The sequence below is a fragment of the Rivularia sp. PCC 7116 genome (genome assembly GCF_000316665.1).
GTDB lineage: Bacteria > Cyanobacteriota > Cyanobacteriia > Cyanobacteriales > Nostocaceae > Rivularia.
The window spans coordinates 5,615,925-5,634,870 of record NC_019678.1; the positions used below are offsets into that span (position 1 = coordinate 5,615,925).

At 37.7% G+C, this 18,946-nt stretch carries 15 protein-coding genes; 8 read left to right on the plus strand and 7 right to left on the minus strand.

All coding sequences use genetic code 11. The features are described 5' to 3' along the window. Positions 1 to 20: 20 nt before the first annotated feature. On the minus strand, positions 21 to 1,154 hold the full coding sequence (locus RIV7116_RS21705) for a hypothetical protein (RefSeq protein ID WP_015120463.1): 1,134 nt from the start codon (positions 1,152 to 1,154) through the stop codon (positions 21 to 23). Positions 1,155 to 1,693: 539 nt separating this feature from the next. Between RIV7116_RS21705 and RIV7116_RS21710 the strand changes: the two genes are divergently transcribed. Both RIV7116_RS21710 and RIV7116_RS21715 read left to right on the plus strand, forming a co-directional pair. Continuing rightward, a complete protein-coding gene (locus tag RIV7116_RS21710; protein ID WP_015120464.1) occupies positions 1,694 to 1,906 on the plus strand; it encodes a peptidoglycan-binding protein in 213 nt (70 codons plus the stop codon). A 336-nt stretch (positions 1,907 to 2,242) separates the two neighbouring features. Further along, a complete protein-coding gene (locus RIV7116_RS21715) occupies positions 2,243 to 2,725 on the plus strand; it encodes a RidA family protein (RefSeq protein WP_015120465.1) in 483 nt (160 codons plus the stop codon). A 41-nt stretch (positions 2,726 to 2,766) separates the two neighbouring features. Here RIV7116_RS21715 and RIV7116_RS21720 read toward each other — a convergent pair whose 3' ends face one another. After that, the gene (locus RIV7116_RS21720; RefSeq protein WP_015120466.1) at positions 2,767 to 3,639 is read right to left on the minus strand and encodes an aspartoacylase; all 873 of its coding nucleotides are present in this window, start codon (positions 3,637 to 3,639) and stop codon (positions 2,767 to 2,769) included. A gap of 241 nt (positions 3,640 to 3,880) precedes the next feature. Here RIV7116_RS21720 and RIV7116_RS21725 point away from each other — a divergent pair, with 241 nt between their 5' ends. Continuing rightward, complete coding sequence (locus RIV7116_RS21725) at positions 3,881 to 5,119, plus strand: MFS transporter (RefSeq protein WP_015120467.1); 1,239 nt, start codon at positions 3,881 to 3,883, stop codon at positions 5,117 to 5,119. A 138-nt stretch (positions 5,120 to 5,257) separates the two neighbouring features. On the opposite strand, the gene RIV7116_RS21730 is transcribed toward RIV7116_RS21725, so the two are convergent. From RIV7116_RS21730 to RIV7116_RS21740, 3 genes are all read right to left on the minus strand, one after another. Then, positions 5,258 to 5,935 (minus strand): NAD(P)/FAD-dependent oxidoreductase, encoded by a 678-nt coding sequence (locus tag RIV7116_RS21730; RefSeq protein WP_015120468.1) that lies wholly within the window; start codon positions 5,933 to 5,935, stop codon positions 5,258 to 5,260. Between the two features lie 82 nt (positions 5,936 to 6,017). Beyond that, complete coding sequence (locus tag RIV7116_RS21735) at positions 6,018 to 6,350, minus strand: MAPEG family protein (RefSeq protein ID WP_015120469.1); 333 nt, start codon at positions 6,348 to 6,350, stop codon at positions 6,018 to 6,020. Positions 6,351 to 6,684: 334 nt separating this feature from the next. Further along, entirely contained in the window at positions 6,685 to 6,996 is a 312-nt protein-coding gene (locus tag RIV7116_RS21740) for a response regulator transcription factor (protein ID WP_015120470.1), read from the minus strand. Between the two features lie 113 nt (positions 6,997 to 7,109). Here RIV7116_RS21740 and RIV7116_RS21745 point away from each other — a divergent pair, with 113 nt between their 5' ends. Continuing rightward, positions 7,110 to 8,390 (plus strand): cytochrome P450, encoded by a 1,281-nt coding sequence (locus tag RIV7116_RS21745; RefSeq protein ID WP_015120471.1) that lies wholly within the window; start codon positions 7,110 to 7,112, stop codon positions 8,388 to 8,390. Between the two features lie 51 nt (positions 8,391 to 8,441). On the opposite strand, the gene RIV7116_RS21750 is transcribed toward RIV7116_RS21745, so the two are convergent. After that, the gene (locus RIV7116_RS21750) at positions 8,442 to 9,404 is read right to left on the minus strand and encodes an aromatic ring-hydroxylating dioxygenase subunit alpha (RefSeq protein ID WP_198287545.1); all 963 of its coding nucleotides are present in this window, start codon (positions 9,402 to 9,404) and stop codon (positions 8,442 to 8,444) included. 879 nt (positions 9,405 to 10,283) lie between these two features. Here RIV7116_RS21750 and RIV7116_RS21755 point away from each other — a divergent pair. From RIV7116_RS21755 to RIV7116_RS21770, 4 genes are all read left to right on the plus strand, one after another. Continuing rightward, positions 10,284 to 11,543, plus strand: coding sequence for a cytochrome P450 (locus RIV7116_RS21755; RefSeq protein ID WP_015120473.1), 1,260 nt, complete (start codon positions 10,284 to 10,286; stop codon positions 11,541 to 11,543). A gap of 79 nt (positions 11,544 to 11,622) precedes the next feature. Continuing rightward, complete coding sequence (locus RIV7116_RS21760; RefSeq protein ID WP_015120474.1) at positions 11,623 to 12,870, plus strand: cytochrome P450; 1,248 nt, start codon at positions 11,623 to 11,625, stop codon at positions 12,868 to 12,870. Positions 12,871 to 13,643: 773 nt separating this feature from the next. Next, positions 13,644 to 15,803: an Ig-like domain-containing protein gene (locus RIV7116_RS21765; protein WP_015120475.1), complete on the plus strand. Its 2,160-nt coding sequence runs from the start codon at positions 13,644 to 13,646 to the stop codon at positions 15,801 to 15,803. A gap of 565 nt (positions 15,804 to 16,368) precedes the next feature. Beyond that, positions 16,369 to 17,979, plus strand: coding sequence for an MFS transporter (locus RIV7116_RS21770; protein ID WP_015120476.1), 1,611 nt, complete (start codon positions 16,369 to 16,371; stop codon positions 17,977 to 17,979). Positions 17,980 to 18,001: 22 nt separating this feature from the next. Here the strand turns inward: RIV7116_RS21770 and RIV7116_RS21775 are convergent, their stop codons facing one another. Next, positions 18,002 to 18,856, minus strand: coding sequence for a phosphate/phosphite/phosphonate ABC transporter substrate-binding protein (locus RIV7116_RS21775; RefSeq protein WP_015120477.1), 855 nt, complete (start codon positions 18,854 to 18,856; stop codon positions 18,002 to 18,004). Between the last annotated feature and the right edge of the window lie 90 nt (positions 18,857 to 18,946).

Here is an 18,946-nt window from a genome sequence, read left to right on the forward strand (position 1 = left end):
GCAACGCCAATATGTTAGAGCTAAAACTTAATCGCATAACCCGCGCTCAAGCTGATACCAATACCGTCATCTAAGTTATCGGTAACATCGGTAAATATAGCGTTAATGACTATAGGAGTTTGTTTGAGGGGAGCAAAAGAGCCACCTATATTTAACCGATTTCCAGTCCAACTACTTACCCAAGCGACTTCTGGAGCAGTTCTGATACCGATACTGCCGAAAACATTGGCGGAATTATCACCGGCTCTAAGTGCCCCTTTGGAACGAAAAGTACCGCTGCCTACACCCACGGAAACGGTTAGAGGCATTGTATTATCTGGGTCATTCGGTTGCAAATCAAATGACTTGGTAACTACTCCGTAGATTGTGTCTTTGGCATTATTGGAATCTCCCCAAGTCACGGGATTTGAGTAACCAACAGCAACTGCTGCACCGTCGCCAAGGTATTTATGGACTTTAACCCCTAAAGTACCGCTGTCTCCAAAGTCAAAGTCACTATCACCACCGCCAACGCTAGTAATATTGGCATTAACTTCAACACCTACACTTTTAACTGCGTCTCCCAAACCAAAACCAACTGATAAAGAGCCATCGGTGCGCCCATCTTCTAAAGGAAAAAATAAACCACCACCTATATAAGCTTGTCCCCAACTTGCACCGTAAGCAGAAGGTGTACCTGCCGTAGAACCGGGCGCGCCACCAAAACTAACCCCATCTACAGCGATTGGATCGATTAAAAGTTCTTGGCGTAATCTATTCGCTTCTCCCAAAGTGTCTCCTATAACTTCAGAAGAGTCTGTTTGAGCTATTTTTTGGGTAAATTGTTTTTTATACGCACGCAATTTATCTGCTACTGATGGAGCTTCTTCTTTTCCTGTCAATAATTTGGAAGACAAGCGAACGGGTTGTAGCAGTCGTTGTTTTTCAGCTTTAGTTAGTTCGGAATAATTCTTTAGATTATAAGAAGACGAAATTTTTGCCGAGCTATCGGAAATCGAACTAACTTCAGATAAATAATCTTCTTGATGTATTGTGCCAAATACGGGTTTTTGCCAGGAAATTGTAGTAATTAAGAGGGAAATTGTTAGATTTATACTTAAACAAAAATATGACAATAAATTGGCTGTATTATTACGTATGTTGTTTTTATGCATTACCAATATAAAAATATTTGAATATTTATACCCAAAATACGAGCAAATTTTTGATTTTTCAGTGGTTTGACGGCGCTTGTTAAACCAACTTTGCTTGTATTCATCTGAAACAACTTAACTAAATAAATATATAAGCCGATTCAATGTCTTTTTTAAGCTTTTATCAAGCAGATGTCTTCAGTGTTATTACTTATGCAATAATTTAGACTAAAAGTAATTGCTCAAATTAAAAAGTTCCCTATAAATCTCTCTGCAAAAAGGAAAGAGATTTTGAAATCTCTATTGCTTGGTTTCATGAAAATTGGTGGGTAAGGGGGAAGAAGAGGTAGAGGGGGTAGAAGAGGTAGAGGGGGTAGAAAATATTTTAATTACTATATACCACTCAGAGTTAATGAAAAAGAGTATTAGAGAGAAGCTATTTTCATCAAATTATTTCACTTGAGTGCATAAGTGAAGAAACCCTGTCCCTAGATATTTAATGAAACTGCAAGTTGACTATCACAGTTAACTGTTAATCAATTAAAAAGGAGAATTTTACAATGGCACCTCGAGCTTTAAGTCGTGGAATGAATGGTTCTGATGTAGAACGTTTACAAGCAGACTTATCTGCAAAAGGATATGAAGTTAGCGTTAATGGAAATTTTGATGAATACACTGAAAATGCAGTCAAATCATTTCAAAAGGATAATGGTTTGAATGTAGATGGAGTTGTCGGAGCCGAAACTGGGATGAAATTAGGCGCTCCTGTTTAATCTAAACTGAACTATAGCGGGTTGGAATTAAACCCGTTATATAAATTTTTCTTTTTGACAGGAATGGTCGCAAGTGTCACACAACGTGGGTGGTGCCGTACACTGATTGCTTTATTATTCCCTTAACAATTAATCTGTGTACAAGCAACGGCAATAAAGGGGGAAGAAAATCTACACCCCTTTTTGTCTCCCCTACAAGCAAAATGTGCCAGTTGCGGCCATTCCTATTTGATTATGAAATAGTTGTTTATTACCAATTACCAATTACCAGCCCTGACAAATATGATAAGTCTTTAATAAAGATAATATTATAGCTTTCTATTTCTGAGAAAAAGCATGAAGAAATTTATATATCCATTAGTTGCTGTAGCTTTATCAAGTATTGCTATAAGTTCAATTACCATAGCTCAACAAAGAAAACCACGTTTTCAAAGCTACGTTGAATTTCTGAATTCTGAGGATACAACATCTTTAAATGTTCCTTTTTCAGAAGCTGTACGTGTCGGAAATATACTTTATCTTTCCGGAAATATCGGCAATATTCCAGGTGAAAAAAAGTTAGTAGAAGGTGGAATCAAAGCCGAAACTAAACAAGCAATGGAAAATATTAAACGAGTTCTTGAACGTAATGGTTCATCTTTTAATAAAGTTTTCAAGTGTACGGTAATGTTAGCTGATATTAAAGAATGGGCTGCGATGAATCAAGTTTATTCAACCTACTTCCCCAACAATCGCTTCCCTGCCCGCAGTGCTTTTGGTACAAGTGGTTTAGCTCTGGGAGCGAGAACGGAAATTACCTGTATGGCTACTGTTCGTTGAAGGAGGAAAGGGGAGAGGGGGAAGAAAGGGAAGAAAACTGCTCACTGCTCACTGCTAAATGCTTTGGTTAAATACATGGCAATTCCTTTTTCATAATAAGCAGCTTCGTTGATGAATACGGGATATACTATCTCCTCTCCTTGATAAAAAATTTCTTTGCCGTCAAAAGTAACAAACATCGGATTACCAGGATGCAATGGCTGGTAATCTTTAAACTGTAGTTGGGGGTGAATCATAGCTTTAATTTTGTCTTGCTCATCCCTGGGAAAATCAACTGTTCCGATTGCGGAATAGTAAGTAAAACTGGGGGGCACGGATAAGGGTTTTTCTTTTTCCTCAGCTTGAATATAATCCAAAATACTGTAAATTAATTTTTCTGTTTCCTGGAATAATTTCGCGTCTAATATACCATTTGCAACTGCTCCCACCTCAATGGTGATGCCTAATTCTGCTAAACTTCTTAAATGAGATGAATTTTTTTGTAGCGTATATAGTAATATTTTAACTTCAGGATTAATCTTCGTTAAATATGCAGCCAACCGTAGTAAATAAGGATTGCGACCGCACAAAATTATCGTTAATCCCATATTGGCAGTTGTGCTGTGCAAGTCAATGATTAAATCGATTTCCTCTTGCTCTATTTGTCGAGCAAGTTTTTTTGCTAATAATTGCTCGTGATTGTTTAATTGGGGATTTTCTAAATCTTGACGCTTGAAAGTTCGATTCAAATCTGTATCAATATACCTTCTGCCCATCGCAATTGCTTTTTCGTTTGCAATTAAAGCAATAGTTTCAACTCCCTGACGTTGAATCATTTGGGGAAATTGTTGAAATTTCTTAACTAAGAATACTCCTGTAAGCTCCCCGCCATGAGTTCCACCAATTAAAGCAACTCGTTTCACAGATGCAACCATAAATTATTCCTACCGATAATATTTGTCAGTGTAGAGAAAATTGGATTATCGCGTCTAGTATCCCGAAAGAATTCTAGCTGCTTTTGTCTTAGAAGAGGCAGAGCCTCTGGATATGCATTACAAGGCAGAGCCTTGTAACGAGAAACGAGAAATAAGATATTAAATGCATAAACCTAATTCTTGTTTCCCTATGAATTAACAACGAAACAAACAAAGAATTTTTACAAGGGAAATAACAGCCATGACTACATCATTAAAACCGATTAATTCTCAATCGGGTAGAGAAGAATTTCAATCAAAAGATAGCATTTTTAAAGATAAAAATTTGTTAATTGTTGTCACTATTACGATGATAGCAATTATGCCTTTGTTCAGTATAAGTCCAGTTCTTTCAACTATCGCTACAGGATTAAATATATCTTCTACTCAATCTGGATTAATTATGGCTGCTTATTTAATTCCAGTTGCACTTGGTACTCCGATATTTGGGGTTTTAGCTGACAAGTTTGGTTTTAAAAAGATTATTATTCCTTCTTTGCTAATCTTCGCTTTGGGTGGTATTTTATCTGCTTTTGCTCCTAACTTTCGCTCTTTAGTTGAAGGTCGAATTTTACAAGGGCTTGGTGGTGCTTCTTTGGAAGCTTTAGTACTAGCAATAATTGGTAGTTTATATGGTGGAAAAAAATTAACGGCTGCAATGGCTTTGAATGCCGGTGCAATTGGTGTTGGTTCAACTATTTATCCTATATTGGGAGGTGTTTTAGCTTCTTTGAATTGGAGATACCCATTCGCACTATCATTATTAGCAATTCCTGTTGCATTGTTAGTCAGCTTAAAACTTAGATTGCCTAAAAGACAGAAGAATACTGAAAAATTTCAACTCGGTAGTTACGTTAAAAATATACTCAAAAGTATTAACAATCGAAATGTTTTAATGTTGTTTTTTGCGGTAATTACTTTGTTCATGGTCGAGTTCGGAGCATTCTATACCTTTACTCCAGTCTTTGCAGGGGAAAAATTAGGAGCAAGTAGTGCAGTAATTGGAATGGTATTAACCACAAATGCTTTATCGTTGACAGTCTTCTCTTTCTTCGTTACTTTATTTGCTCACAAAGTTTCCGAAATCAAATTAATTCAAATATCTTTCGTTATCTTTGCAGTTGCTTTGTGTATTATCCCCACAGTTAATTCAATTCCGATGCTTGTAATTCCTTGCGTTTTAATTGGATTAGTTGAAGCTCTAGCGTTTCCTTCCTTACAATCTTCCATCGCTAAACTTGCTCCTCAAGAATACCGCTCCGGTTTCATGTCTCTTAACGTCACAATTCAAGCAATCGGTAGAGCAATAGGCCCGGTTTTTGCGGGAATCCTCTTCGGAATTTCGGGAATCGCAGCAGTTTGTTTCATCGGTGCTGCTGTAACTGTAATCTCAATAGCAATCTTCAGCTTATTCATCAATGTCAAATCTCGTAAAGCTTAATTATGTTCAAATCACAATTGGTAGTGGTGTTGATGTTAACCTTCCATTACCAATTACAAATCTTTCAAAATAGGCAACCGCGAAGAATAATTAAATATTTTGTTAATAACCCAAAATTGTTGTAGAGACGTAGCAGTGCTACGTCTCCCTTAATTTATGGTTGTCCGAAAATCGCGATCGCGTTGCGGAAGTTAAAAGAGAACGTTCTACTTCTGACGGTTTATTTATATCAATATTTTCTATAGTGCGATAAATTTCATCTGTTAGGACATTAAACTCGCTAAAGTCTCCACCAACTAACTTTAATTTGACTAACTGTAAATAATAATTCTTAGAATTTTTAGCTATAGCCCGAATGGTAGTTAATTTAAGTAATTCTAAATAAGCACCAAGCAGCCATAAAACTAAATATATTGACCATAATTTTTCATTCGCAAAAGACTTGTAAGCATTGCTAATTAATCCATCTGCCGAATTAATATATGCCAGAGTTGTTTCTTGCAAACATTTTTGTATATCGTAAGCTTGATTCGCGGTATGATGCAAATAGCTAAAATGACGTTTGATGCCGTGAGAAGTACCAATATGATTGAAATAATTCTCCGAGCTAAAAAAAGCTAATTCTGGAATATCGTAAATTTCTGCCATTGCTCGCATAGTTTCCGAAGTTTCCAAAATCATTGACTCACCAATTGCAAAACGAGGATGATTATTAGCTTCAAAAATAATTACAGAAAGTCCGTTACGAGCCAGAATTGCTCCTAATGTCGAACCAGCAATTCCAGAACCTATTATGGCTACATCGTATTTTTTCATGTTACAAATTAGTCAATTTTGGATTTGATTAATTACCAGTACTTACTTGAAAAAACGTGGTGTAAAAGCATTGCGGCTGAAATTACAATGGGAAACGCAGAGGAGTTAAAGGATTTGTTGTTCGACTGAGTGCGTAAGCGTGACTGATTCTGGCAAGAATGAATACTCCACCCAAAATAGCTACTGTAGTTTTATCAATACCGCTAAGTTCCAACAGAGCCAGCAAAATCAAGAATATCGGCGCATTTTCTATTAGATTTCCGTGTACGCGGATTTTTCTGGCTAGAACTTCATTTCCTCCGTCTCCAATCCCGACTTTATGTTTAAATCGTGCAAAACCAACTAAACCAGCTAAAAACACCTGTAGCAATGCAAGGATACTTGCACAACCTGCTGCAATGACTGGAAAATTCATTATTATTACTTCCTTAAAACCCTAATAAGGCTTGTCATAACCACTATGACGTTTTTGAAGCGATGAGAGACTAACCAAAAGTTTAGTTCTAAGTATGGGTTGAATTGTGTAGCTTGTTTAACTTAAACCAAATACACTTGCGTAAAATCTACTCTTTCCCTTCTCTTTAATAAGGAGAGGAGGTGAGGTAGAATTTGTATTGCATTTAACTAAAACCACTATAGTTGCTATTTCTCAACAATGTAGAGACTTTGAACCTATCCCACTAATAATATTTTTGCTGAAAAGCCCAAATATTTTTAAAGATAAAAGGGAAAATAATAAAAAATCAAAATTACAAAATCTCTAATTCTCTTGCTTTAGCAACTGCTTGAGAACGATTTTTGACTCCTAACTTGCCGTATATTCTATTTGTATGCCATTTAATCGTAGCTAAACTGACGAAAAGTTGATTAGCAATTTCTTGATTTGATAAACCTACCGACACATGATGCAAAACTTCTAATTCTCTTTCGCTCAAGGGTTCTATTAAAAGTTTATTTTTTAAGCTTTCTACTGAATTTGTATTTGTAGAAGCTGCGATTAGTTGGTTTACGTATTGCGGATATTTTTTTCGTAAAGCTGCTTTCTTTAATAAATTTAACATGGGTTTGTTTTTTTATTATTCCTATCTATTCCTATTACCCATACCAAATCTGCATATCCTCTGACACCCAACCCCTAAGAATAAATAACGAGTTAAAAAATCTGCGGGGAAAAATGTCAATTTCTACAATCGAAAGATTAAATCCATTTGTAAAAGAAGTAATTAGCAATCCTTATCCTTACTACAGTCGGTACAGAAAAGCAGATCCGGTACATTGGGGAGTTGCAGCAAATCCTAAGTTAGATGGTGCTTGGTATCTGTTCCGCTACCGGGATGTAATGAAGGTAATGGAAAGTCCTAAGTTTGGTAGAGAAGCTAGCAAAGTCAGAAATGATGGCGCAGGGGCACCAGTACCAAAGGCTTATCGGGGATTTAGTTCGATGGTGAGTAATTGGATGGTGTTCCGCGATGCACCTACTCATACTAGATTAAGAACTATTGTAAATAAAGTATTTTCTGCGAAAATGGTAGAGAATCTCAGACCTGCTATTATCGGAATCGCTGATTGTCTGCTAGATAGAGTTCATCTGCAAGGTGAGATGGATTTAGTTGAAGACTTTGCTTTTCCTTTACCAATTATGGTTATTGCAGATATGTTGGGTGTTGACCCCAAGGATAGACCTTTATTTAGAAAATGGGCTTTGGCTTTGCAACACGCTAGTGCTTCCCGATTGACTCCATCCCCGGAAGTGTACGAACAAGCGGAAGCAGCAACGCAAGGGTTTATTGAATATTTTAAAAAAGAAATTGCGAAAAGACATCAAGAACCAGGAAAGGATTTAATTACGGCTTTAGTTAAAGCTAGAGATGAAGGTAACAAATTAAACGACGAGGAAATATTAGCTACATGTATTCATTTATTAACTGCGGGTCATGAAACCACAGTCAATTTGATTAGTAAAGGAATATTGGCTCTATTGCGTAATCCCAGACAACTAAAATTGTTGCGATCGCACCCGGAATTAATGCCAGCAGCAGTAGAAGAGTTGGTAAGATATGATTCACCGGTACAGATGATTAGCCGTTGGGCTTATGAAGATTTTGAAATTGACGGTAAAGTAATTAAACGCGGTGATAGCGTTAATTTAATTTTGGGTTCGGCAAATCGCGATGAGGAACAATTTGAAAACCCCGACGAATTAAACTTTGAACGAGAAGCAAAGAAACATTCTGGTTTCGGAAGCGGAATACATTATTGCTTGGGTTCATCCTTAGCACGTGCAGAAGTCACCATTGCATTAAATACTTTAATTAATAGACTTCCTAATTTGACATTGAAAGAAGATTCCATTGAATGGGCAAATAATATAGTCTTCCATGGACCAAAGCATTTACAAGTTGGGTTTCGTTCGCCCAGAGATGCAAAAGGAATGTGGGGACACGACCATGTTTGATAATTGTTAATTGGGCATGGGGGGTGGATTAACCATCCCCCATGCTCAATATTATGCAATAGTACCGAAAGTCGCACCCAACTGTTTTAACCATTTACGATAGGTAATAGTAGAGCGGTCGCTAGGTAAATGATATTCATCTGCCAAGTTTAGGGGTAAACGTTTTGGTTTTTGAGATTCGATGGCTTGAATATCTTGTTCAATGACCGCAAATGTAAAGTTTTTAAATTCTTGGTGTGGAACTTCATAGTTAAAGACCATCCACCTCCAAACTAAACACTCTTCTTCTTCTGTAGGGGTAACAGTAAAGAATATAGCCATACGTTGAGATTCAGTTCCTCGACGCAAGCAAGCGGTTAGGGGACGCAGAACATGGAAGTTTACAGGGTCGTTGTCTCCTTGTCTTTCTGAATCTATATCCATGTTAACTTGCCAAGTGTTAACTTCATGAATGTGAATACCATCTCCTTTGAGTTCTACTGTGTAGGTACCTTGTTCTGGATAGTCTGAATTCCCCAGGGTCCCATTATGTATGAAAGGAACGTGATTCATATCTATGAAATTTTCTAGAGTACGTGGAGCGCTAGAACGATGGAGAACACCATCAAAGAAAATTTTGTTGTAGAATTCGGGGTTATCCCACTCTGCTAAAAACGGTACATCCTGTTGTGGTATCCCCAAACAAACCCATACCATTCCATAGCGTTCTTGAAGGTGATATGTCTTAACGCAAGCTTTTGAACGCTTTGATGGTATTTGCTCTGGATGAGCGGGAATATGAGAACATTTACCTTCACCGTTAAATGCAAGACCGTGATAGGAACAAACCAAATTATCTTTTTCAATCCATCCTTTTGACAAACTCGCTCCACGATGAGGACAACGGTCTTCCCAAGCTAAGGCTTCTTTACCATTACGCCAAAGTAATACATCTTGTCCTAATAATCTGACTTTGAGAATTTTACCTTCTACTAAATTCTCGGAGCTTGCTACCACATGCCAATCATTAATCATTTTAACTGACTCCATTAATTCCTAATTTATTTTCATGTAAGTTATTTAGAGTTTTAGTCTTTTTGTTTATGCAGTTATTCAGTCTTTGAAAATATGTCTTCATAAGCATTTGATAATTATTTCTAAGGTTTTCATGAAGAAAGTAAAATCTTGTATAGCTTGTAATACAAGGGTTGTAGAGTAAATTTTGTTTTAAATATGAGTGAAAAAAAAATAATTTAGAATGCAATTTTTTCCCAAATTATCCTTAATATTTATTCACGATTCTCAAAGCTAATACAATTATTGATTTAGCTTATATTTTGCGAAATATTAAGTATATATAGATAATATTTTGATATAAAAAACATTTTACTGCTTTAAATAAAGAGTTTGGAATGATAATGATTGCTAAAATGAAAAATTGCGAAATATTACAGCATTGAGAGAAAACTTTCCTTGGCGGTCTGTTCCATTAGTTTTGCTAGTCATCCGAGGTCTTTACCCTACACCTGAGCAAGAATAAAATTCCCGGTCTAATAGCATAAGTCCTATGAATCAGAAATAATATTTATATAGCAGCTTTCAGTTGAGTCCAATACACTCGGAACCTGACCCCATCCTACGGACACCCCTCTCTTCCCCCGTCAACTTCGGCTAGTAAAAAGAAAAATAGAGTTGATTTTCTGAAAATTTCAATCTGATGCATAAATAGAATTTTCTTACCCCTAGATATTCATTAAGGATAAAAAACCTGCTTTTACTTGTTTAGCAGAGGGAGATACGGAACGAGATAAGGGGATAAAGGGAAGAATTACTAACTCTTTTAATCCAAAATCCTTTCTTCGTAGCGTGTCCGAAGGACATAATCCAAAATCTAAAATTTAAGAGAGATTAATTATGAATGTACAAGATAAAACACAATCCAAAATCCAAGGTTGTCCTTTTCACAAAGAGAAAATTGGAGAGGAATATCAGCCTTTTGTTAATCCTCAATTAGAAGACCCTTATTCATTTTATGATTTTGCTCGAAGCGAACAACCTGTATTTTACAGTTCGGTATTGAGTGGCTATGTTATAACTCGCTATTCCGATATAATTTCTATTCTCAAAGATTCGGTTAAATACTCTTCCAAAGATAATTTACAGCCAATTGGAGAATACACAAAAGAAACCATCGATGTCTTACGTACCGGCTTTCCCTTCGTTTCCGATTTGGTGAATAGTGATGGCGATCGCCACAAGTTTTTACGTGCCCCTTTACAAAAAGCATTTGCACCGGCGAAACTAAAATCGATGGAAGGTTCTATTGCTGCAATAGTTAATAGATTAATTGATAATTTTATTAATGATGGTCGAGTTGACATCCTTGATAAATTTGCTTATCCCTTACCTTTGGAAGTAATTTTCACTCTCTACGGTGTACCCTTAGAGATGATACCAGATTTTAAACATTGGGGTTATCAAACTACAAAGTTATTTTCTTCAGCTTTAAGTCCAGAGGAACAGTTGGAATGCGCTCGTAGCTTTGTGTCAATTCAATATGCTGTGGCAAATTTAATTGAGGAAAAACGCTTTGCTCCCAAAGATGATTTAATCAGTACTATCATCGATTCTGAACTCACAACCCCTGATATGGTAATCGTTTTATACGGTTTGATAGTTGCAGGGCATAAAACAACTTCTCATTTGATAGGGAATGCATTAAAAGTCTTGTTGGAGAAACCCGGTTACTGGAAAGCAATTAGCGAAAATCCATCAATTATTCCCGCAGTATTGGAAGAAGCACTTAGATATGATGCTCCCATTCCTGCAATGATTCGGACTAATAACGAAGAAGTTGAAATAGCAGGAGTCAAAATTCCTGAAAATAGCAAATTATTTTTGATGTATGGTTCTGCAAATCGAGACGAAAATCATTATCAAAATGCATCAGAATTTGACATTAAACGCTTCCAAAATCAAACATCCGACCATTTAGCATTCGGTCATGGAGTACATCGCTGCATTGGTTCGGGTTTAGCTTTGATGGAAACAAGAATTGCTTTTGAATTGTTATCAAAAAGAATTCCCAATTTAAAAATTCAGCCAAATCAAGAATTGAATTACATTCCTACCTTGATGACAAGAGGTTTTACAAGTTTGATTCTCGAATGGTAATGGGTAATAGAGAAAATTAAATTTATTAACTCCTAACCTTTGACCTTTGACCTTTAACCTTTAACCTCTAACCTTAATCATGATTCAACAAAATAATACACAATCTACTAAAACCTGTCCTTTTCATGCAGGTAAAGAATATCAACCTTTCGTTGAACCACAATTGGAAAATCCTTATTCATTTTTTCAAATAGCTAGAAATCAAGAACCTGTATTCTATAGCTCCGTAGTCAATGCTTATGTAATTACAAAATACGAAGACGTTCTTAATATACTCAAAAATCCGACAATCTATTCTTCAGCGAAGAGCCTACAAACTGCTGGAGATATGACACCGGAAGCCGGAAAAGTATTACAGCAAGGTTTTCCTTTTGTATCTTTAATTAATAGCGATGGAGAAAAACACAGACGTTTGCGCTCTCCTTTTCTCAAGGTATTTGCTGCGGATAAACTGGCGAAAGTAGAAGGTTCAATTTATGCGATCGCGAATAGATTGGTCGATAATTTTATTAATGATGGCAGTGTAGAAATTGTCTCGAAGTTCGGTCATCCCTTACCCCTAGAAGTTATCTTAACTATGTATGGGGTACCTTTAGAAAAAATGGAGCAGGTGAAAAAGAGCGGTAGTGATATATCAATGTTCTTTTCATCCAAATTAACACCAGAACGTCAAATAGAATGCGCTCAAAGTTATGTTTCTTTGCAGCATTATATAGCAAGTTTAATCGAGCAAAAACGTTCCGCTCCTGGAAACGATTTAATTAGTCAATTATTAACCAGCGACTTGACTACACCGGAAATAGTTTTAATGCTATGTGAAATGATTATAGCCGGACATAAAACCAGTGCAAATTTAATCAGTAAAGCATTGAAATTACTTTTAGATACCCCAGGAGCATGGCAAGCTTTACATGAAAATCTATCGTTGATTCCCATAGCTGTAGAAGAAGTACTCCGATACGATACACCAGCTCAATCAATGATTCGAGTCACAACTCAAGAAGTGACAATTTCGGGAGTACAAATTCCTAAAGATAGTCGTTTATTAGTACTTTACGGTTCCGCAAACCGCGACTCTGAAAAATACGAAAACGCAGATAAGTTCAATATCGAAAGATTCAAAGATGCTCCTGTTGACCATTTAGCATTCAGCCACGGAACTCACCACTGTACTGGCTCCAACTTAGCTAGAAGAGAAGTAAGAATTGCTTTGGAAGTACTATCTCAAAGATTACCCAATTTACGAATAACTTCTAATCAAGAACTACATCATCTACCAATATTGACCAACCGGGGTTATGAAAGTCTTTACTTAGAATGGGATTAGCGCAGAGTTAGGAGGACAGGGTTATGAGTTATGAATTTTCTGTCTACTTCTTTGCTCCTCTTGATTATTTTTGCAATGACTAGAAGAGAAAGCTGTTTTTAACTTCATCGTAGGATACAAGCCCTGCCATTGATGGCAGCCCCCTAAATTCCCCAATAATGGGGACTTGAAATTATTTTTTTCCCATAATTGGGGGTTAGGGCGTGTTTTCAAGCCCCAACCGCTCTCAGGCTAAAGCCTGGAGCTACAGCTACAAAGCCCCCAAAGGGCTAAAAAACCAGATTTTTCTAGTCCGCGCAGGCGGACTTTGTAGGTATAGCCTCACCCTTATAGGGTGAGGAGTACTTTTGAATCAGCAACGCCAAAATTCTTATCAATCCCAAATTTATAAATATGGTGGGTGGTTACATTTTGACCATCCACCATTTGTTTGTAAAGTTTAGAAAAAGTAAGCAGAGATTTAGATTTAATTATTCAATCTCAAAAAGAATAACTATCGAAACTTCAAATGTAGGCATAAAAAATAATTAGAATTGATTCCTACATCGGAACAGAAGCCTAAACTGGGTTTGCTGGAATTCAATTCAATGTTTATTACAGTAATTATCAGCAGTAAGCATAAAAACCTATGTGAAATTCATCAATGTTTTTATTCCTTTAGGATTATTTGCAATTATTCACAAGAGTTATATAAAGGCTAGTGACGCTTATGAAACAGATACCAACTTTTCATAGAAATTGTCACTTTAGTGTAACTTTTAGTAAGCAAAATTATGGCAACTCAAACCAACACAACTCCTGAAGAAGAATTAAACCAACCACAACCACAACAAGCTGTAAACAACACTCCTCCGTCAGATTCCTCTGCCGGAACAGAAGCTGACACTCCTGCTGCCGGAACAGAAACCGATGCACCTGCCGCCGGAACAGAAACCGATACACCTGCTGCCGGAACAGAAACCGATACACCTGCTGCCGGAACAGAAGCTGACACACCTGCCGCCGGAACAGAAACCGATACACCTGCTGCCGGAACAGAAACCGATACACCTGCCGCCGGAACAGAAGCTGACACTCCTGCTGCCGGAACAGAAACCGATACACCTGCTGCCGGAACAGAAACCGATACACCTGCTGCCGGAACAGAAGCTGACACTCCTGCTGCCGGAACAGAAACCGATACACCTGCTGCCGGAACAGAAACCGATACACCTGCTGCCGGAACAGAAACCGATACACCTGCTGCCGGAACAGAAACCGACACTCCTGCTGCCGAAACAGAAACTGATACACCTGCTGCCGGAACAGAAGCTGACACACCTGCAAATAATGCTGGTCTAACCGCTCAAAACGATAGCTATACCGTTGCTTCCGGTCAGCCTTTAAATGTAGATGCAGCGACAGGGGTATTAGCAAATGATACGGGTGCCGAAGGTGCAAATTTAAGGGCTACGGTTGTCGATGCTCCCGATAGCGGAAGCTATACCTTTACTAGCGATGGGTCATTTACCTACACTTCCCTCGATGGATTTAGTGGAACAGATACCTTTGTCTATACGGTTAGTGACGGTCAGTCAACCTCCGAACCTGCCACTGTAGAAATTAATGTTGAAGCTCCACCACCAGGAAGCAATACCGCTCCGGTAGCTCAAAACGATAGCTATACCATTGCTGCTGGTGAACAGTTAAATGTAGATGCTGCTTCAGGAGTATTATCCAACGATACTGATACCGAGGGCGATCGCCTAACAGCTACGATTGTTAGTAATCCGACTAATGGAGGCTATACATTTACCAGCGATGGCTCTTTTGTATATACTCCTTTAGAAGGATTTAATGGAACCGATAGCTTTGCATATACAGTTAGCGACGGTCAGTCAACTTCCGAACCTGCAACAGTAGAAATTAATGTCGGAGCACTCACAAATACCGCTCCAGTTGTTCAAAATGATGTTTACACTGTTGGTTCTGGCGCAGAGTTAAATGTAGATGTTGCTTCGGGAATATTAGCAAACGATACGGATGCTGAAGGGAATAGATTAAACGCTACGATTATTGACCCCCCCGACAACGGTAATTTTAACTTTACTAGCGACGGTTCATTTACCTACACTTCCCTACAAGGATTTAATGGAACCGATAATTTTACATATACAGTTAGCGATGGTGAATTAACTTCTGAAGTCGGAACAGTAGCAATTAATGTTGGAAATGTAACCGAACCAGAACCGACACCAGAACCAACACCGGAACCAACACCAACACCACAACCACCAGAATCAGCAACCGGGAATATTGTTAATGTTGTCTTTGACGCAAACCCAGACAATGTAGTCAGCAGTTTGATTTTCGATGCAACTCCCACGACCGAGGGAACCAATATCGTTGCTAGACTGACTGATGATATGGTCGATTTAGGAACAGATGCAGCTTTTGACAACCTCGTAGGCTTTTACGAAATCGCAGATACCAACGGTTCTATAGATACTAATGGTGACGGTATAGGTGATATACTGCCGGGACAAGAAGGTTATGCACTAGCCGCAATTGAAAATCGGATTAACAATTTTGTCTTAGAAGCTGGTTCTTCCGGAGAAGAAGATGAAAACACCTCAGTGGAAGAATTTGGAACTGTAATTCTTGAAGGAGGTAATTTGTATGCTCCCTTTATCATTGCTAACGGTGGAGAATTAGGTTTTGACGGTTTTGTCGAAAGTGAAGCTAGTGAAGGCAATGCATTTAACAACGCTGCTGAATCTATTGATGATGCAGTAGCTTATTTCGGTTTTACCGCAGCTAATCCCGACGGGGTTGCACATTTACAAGCCCGTGGGAATAATATTTTCGGTTTTGAAGACCTTCCCGCGAATCTTGGTGAAAGCGACAATGACTTTAACGATGCCGTGTTTGGATTTGATTTCTCGGTAGGTTAATTTCGTTGATTCAATTTTCCCCCTTTTTTGTTGAAGGGGGGATTTTTGTTTATTTCCCTATCGGTTTGGAGAAGATTGTTGAAGGAAAAAACCGCAGAGTACGCAGAGTCAAGAGAAGTGCTTATTTTGTAGACTATTCCGACAGCGGAACAGTAGATAAGCTGCTACGCATTTAATTCATATAATTGAAGCGAGCAAGATGCATGGTGATAGCTTCCGTGTTGCTTGCGATATTTTTTAACCTCAACTCTCCTCACCTCAATTACTTCCTCAGCGTTCCTCTGCGTTTAAAAACTATTGCGATAGCACATTAACAAAAAATATCTTCTCTAAAACCTCTTCCCCCAGCGCTCTGTGCCTTCTCTGCGCTTTTTTTAATTAACTTTCGGCTCTGCTTACGAGATTAATTGAAACCTTAGAAATGTTGGGTTTCACTTCGCTCAACCCAACCTACGAACTATTACCTATTACCAATTCCCAATGCCCAATTACCCAAACTGCATAAACTAATTATCCCAACTCCTACTTAAATAATGAAGGGATAATTTAACCAGTAGGAGCAAACGTGAACGCATCGATTAAAGCAGAGCAGAAAAATACACAAAATATTGCTCAAGATAAAAATCTTTACATCATTATTGGTGTAACGCTGATATCTATTATGGGAGGGCAAACTGTCGCGCCCATATTGCCTTCCTTAACGGAAGTATTTAATGTCTCTACCAGGGAAATTGAACTGGTGATGACGCTTTTTGTATTACCCATTGGTATTGCAACTCCTATTTTAGGAGTATTAGCAGACCGTATCGGGATTCGCAAAGTTTTAATTCCGGCTTTAATATTGTTTGCGATCGCGGGAGCTTCGATTGCTTTTGCAAATACTTTCACTTCTGTAATCGGATTGCGATTTGTGCAGGGGCTTGGTGCTGCTCCTTTGGATGCTTTATCCTTAACGATGATTGCTATGCTTTACCAAGGCAGAATGCTGGGTACGGCAATGTCTATCAATGCTGCTGTTATCGGAATATCTTCAGCGATTTATCCTTTGGTGGGTGGAGCATTGGGAAGTCTGAGTTGGTCGTATCCATTTTTACTTTCGGTTTTGGCTTTTCCTTTGGTAATGCTGGTGATAATGGTTTTAAAATTACCCGCAAAACCAGCCACAGCCAAAAAGGAAAGTTTAAAGGTTTATCTTAAAGGTACTTGGAAAAGCGTTAATAACCGTTCCGTTTTGGGATTATTATTCGCAGTCGGCTCCATATTCATGATTCAATTCGGTGCGTTCATTACTTACGTACCAATTTTTGCAGGGGTTGAACTGGGTTCTTCTGGATTCGTCAACGGAATTATTTTATGTGTAATGTCTTTGGCTGTTGCTATAAGTGCTTCTCAATTGGGATGGTTGATTCAAAGGTTTTCGGAAATTACTTTAATTAAAGCATCTTTTATTCTCAGTGCTGTAGCATTAGTAATGATTCCTTTCATGCCCAATCCTTGGATGCTGTTAATTCCTAATGTTTTATTTGGTATTTCTTTAGCATTTGCTTTACCATCATCTCAAGCATTATTAGCAGGACTTTCTGCCCAAGATTCCCGTGCTGGATTCATGGCAGTTAATGCCAGCGTCCAATCTTTAGGGCAAGCATTAGGTCCGATACTCGGAGCTGTAGCAATTACATTCGGTGGAATAAAAGTTGTCTTCCTCACGGCGGCTGTTTATTCTGTAATAGCATTTTTCATCTTCAATATTCTAATAACTCCCAAACAAACACAACCTGTACCAGTTGTTAGCGAATTAACCGAAGAATTAACATTTATTCCCGCAACAGATTCACCGACAATTTTACAAGCGCCAGTTGCTCAGTTAGTTCATACTCTGACAAATCAAGTTATCGATCTACCGGAAGTTCCTGCATTAATTAATATTGGCAAACATCGGGATCGCTCTTTTGGTATAGACGTTTCTAATTTACCTAACTCTGAACTTGTTTCTCGAAATCATGCTCAAATCAAATTTGATGGAGAAGATTATTATATTCAAGACATGGGAAGTTCTAACGGTACATATATTAATAAATATCCACTTTTACCAGGTATTTGGTATAAGTTAGGACCAGGAGTCAAACTTGGTTTGGGTAAGCGTGACATGATAGCGTTTATATTTCAGTTTAGTTAGTTTTAATTAATAGTTAAATGAACTAATTAAATAAACGCACGGGTTTGGAATCAATGTTTTGAGCAATACTATTAACTCTATTAACCACACTAATCATATATTTATAATCGGGAGGTGACGCATTTGGAATATATCTAGTTTCTTGAATCAAAGAAGTAGGAGCTTGTTTCAAATAATTGCGAATTAAATCGGCGCGTTTTCTTTCCACAAGCGGACTGCATAAAAGAGAACCAGGAGGTACTTGATGAGAATCGGTAAATAAAATCTGAAACCGTGAAGAATTGAGTTCTCTTTCATATGTATTAAACTCTGTCGATGAAAGAGCAGCAGCATCAACTTCACCTGCTGACAACAATTCTAAAGCCGATAAAGGTGAGGCAGCAAATTTGACGGAGGCTAACGTTAAACCATACAGATTGAAAAGGGGAAAATAATAGCCAGTCGCAGAACCTTGTTGTCCTAAAGCTAGCCTTTTTCCTTGTAAATCTTGAAGTTTATTTAAACCACTGCCTTGATTTACAACAATTACAGAACGCGAATTAATACCCAATTGTAAAGGAAACATAGGCCAATATTGATGTTTATCAATACCTATTGCAGCTAAACCAGGAGTAGAAAAAACTAAAGACCAAGACCTACGTTTCATACGTTCTATTGCTATTCTTTCATTAAAAGCTGGCTCAAGTTCAATCATCGTCTTCATTTTTTCACTTAAATACTGACGAAAATCTTTAAATTTTTCTATAGTTTGTTTGCCTTGCCCGTAACCAATTACACCAATGGCTAAACGTCGATTTATTGGTCCTCCTGTGGTACAAGCTGCTATAGCAAACAGCATTTGTGAAATAAATATACGTCTAGATAATTTAGATTTCATTTAATTGCCATGCAATAAAGAACACTGATATTATTCAAATCATACCAAGGTATTGTTGAACGTTAAATAAATCTTTACAGTCAAAGATTT